Genomic DNA, 2,353 nt, shown 5'->3' with positions numbered 1-2,353 from the left:
AGATGATCATACGCTTTTTGCGGAAGGAACTGTTGCCTTGCTATCTCTTGAACCCCGTATTTTGGTAGTTGGAATCGCCAAGAACGGAATAGAATGTATGAGCTTAATTAGTAAAACCAGGTCTGATGTCGTGTTGTTAGATATTAGGCTTCCTGATGCCTGTGGAACTGATTTAATAGACAAGATAAATAAAATTCAACCTGAAGTGAAAATTATTATGCTGACCGGGCATAGCCCAAAAGGTTACGTTACTAAGTCTATTAGTAACGGTGCTAATGGATTCCTTCTTAAAGACTGTTCAGCAAAGGAAATGATTGGAGCAATTTTAAGAGTTTATGATGGTGGTGTCTATTTTTCCGAAGATTTAGAGGCTTATCTTCACCCTGGGAATAACGGTGATTACTCGCATTTTCCTGGGAACTCAGAAACACCGAGTATACTACTTACTCCCAGAGAAATAGAAATTATAGAATTAGTATCACAAGGTTTGCGCAGCAAAGAGATCGCCTTAACCACAGGAATTAATGTTCGGACAGTGGATTTTCACGTTAGAAATATCCTTCTCAAATTAAAGGTAAACACACGTCTGGAAGCAGTCTTAAGATACAAAGATGAAGGACTTGGAAATTGCTAAGTCCTTCATCTTTGTATAATTGGTAGTTTTCTTTAGTTTCCTACTGAGTTAGACAAGAAAAGTCGAAATCTGTACCTATTTGTTGCATAATTTTTGGGGTAAACCTAGTAAAATTACGGGGGACAAAGTTAGAAATCTGCGATATTCTTAACTCGGGGTTGGAACAACAATTTAACGGTTATATACGCTAAGCTAATCACTATCAGCTTTTGGCCACAATGAGGACATTAATGTTTATAAGGGGCAGGAAAAAATCAGTATGACCGCTAATGTTCCCCGAAGTCCGGTGAGGCGTTGAGTAGACTCTATTGTATTTAAATGGCTCCCGCCATTTAAATACAGACACCCTCAGATCATCAATACCAGCAAAGTAACAAATGATCTGAAGGTGTTCGCCCCTACACAAAATAGTAGCTATTATATACTACACCTACTGGGGATATTTGTGAAGGGAGATTAAGAGAGGGAGAAAAATATTTTTATCCCCGAAACTATTTTACGAGGAGTCAATAGAGAAGTTATGGGAGATACAAAAAAATGAGGGGGAACTAGAATGTTAAGAAAATTATTCAAACCAGTTGTGGCATGTGTTTTAACTATGTCGTTTCTATTATCAACAGGGGGCGCGGTTTTTGCTGCAGATAATAAAACTACTCCAACACCCCAAACCTATTCAAAGGATACAGTAATTACAGAAAGCAATTTAAATGATATTCTTAAAGTTCATAATATTGATCCTAGCAAAATAGTGAAAAATACTAAGACAGTCTCATCTACTGTAACAGTAGGCGATCTAGAAAAGGCTCTTGAAGAAGCCAAGAAAATGCCAAAGAAAATAACTTCGAATGATACTGCCCCTCTTAACTTAAGTACTAACGGTACATTATGCGCTTTAGCTAGCGGTAGTGGTACTTCAATAGCAACTAGAGCTACCACTTATACCAATACATTAACTGTTGATTATTATGCCACAGGAGCTTATACAGATGGTATGTGGTCATATGCATTGGGGTCATCTTGGGCTCCTAGGGCCACGGGAATTCCTACTAGTTGGTGGACAGTAACTCAAACATACTCAAATCATATTTATTTGTACAGTGCTAGTACGCCCTACGCATATTTGAGCCAAGTTTATAATTATGATATTACAAATTATATAGGCGTTCTTGGTTATGGTATTCCAAACGGAACAATTAATATACAGGGAACTATTAACTATAGTAATGCCTACATCTAAACCACTCTTTATTAAAAGTATAATAGAGCTTCAAAGAACGGAAAGTACCTAGAACCTTGAAATAAGAATGGTTCAATAGATTTATTGACAAACAAAGACTCCTCAGCAAAAGAGGTGTCTTTGTTAAACGTTTGTCCTAAATAAATTGAACAAATTTGTATGTATATGGTATTATGAACCAAGAACCATAGTCTATTAAAGGATCATGCACCAGTTTGGAGTAATAAAACATTCGATATATAGTAGACGCTGAATTTCGGAGCATAATCTAATTTAGAAAGAAAGTAGAGGTTTTATCTCTTATATGAATTTCGTATTAGGTATTATTCTCATTTTCATAATATACATCGTGTTTTTTAAAATCCTCATGGGAGTAATAAATGAATTTGGTATAGATTTTCTAGGATTCTTTGAAGATATATGGAAGAAAAGAAAAAAATAAAATAAATTGTTTTTTAAACATCAAAGCGTTAAGAGTACTA

The 2,353-nt window shown here is 35.5% G+C and carries 2 protein-coding genes; both read left to right on the top strand.

What is annotated here, in order from left to right; translation table 11 throughout:
• A partial coding sequence (locus tag DSOL_RS25885; RefSeq protein ID WP_075367570.1) for a response regulator occupies nt 1–634 on the top strand: 634 nt, incomplete at its 5' end.
• 553 nt (nt 635–1,187) lie between these two features.
• Nucleotides 1,188–1,871: a hypothetical protein gene (locus DSOL_RS25880; protein WP_075367569.1), complete on the top strand. Its 684-nt coding sequence runs from the start codon at nt 1,188–1,190 to the stop codon at nt 1,869–1,871.
• Nucleotides 1,872–2,353: the final 482 nt, after the last annotated feature.

It is taken from the genome of Desulfosporosinus metallidurans, from assembly GCF_001936615.1.
Taxonomy (GTDB): Bacteria; Bacillota; Desulfitobacteriia; order Desulfitobacteriales; family Desulfitobacteriaceae; genus Desulfosporosinus; species Desulfosporosinus metallidurans.
The sequence above is the reverse complement of the archived record's forward strand: the minus strand, read 5'-3'. Positions and strand labels throughout refer to the sequence as shown.

Bases quoted from the DNA above. Each gene is read 5' to 3' on its own strand.
- DSOL_RS25880 (WP_075367569.1), top strand. From the start codon at position 1,188: ATGTTAAGAAAATTATTCAAACCAGTTGTGGCATGTGTTTTAACTATG.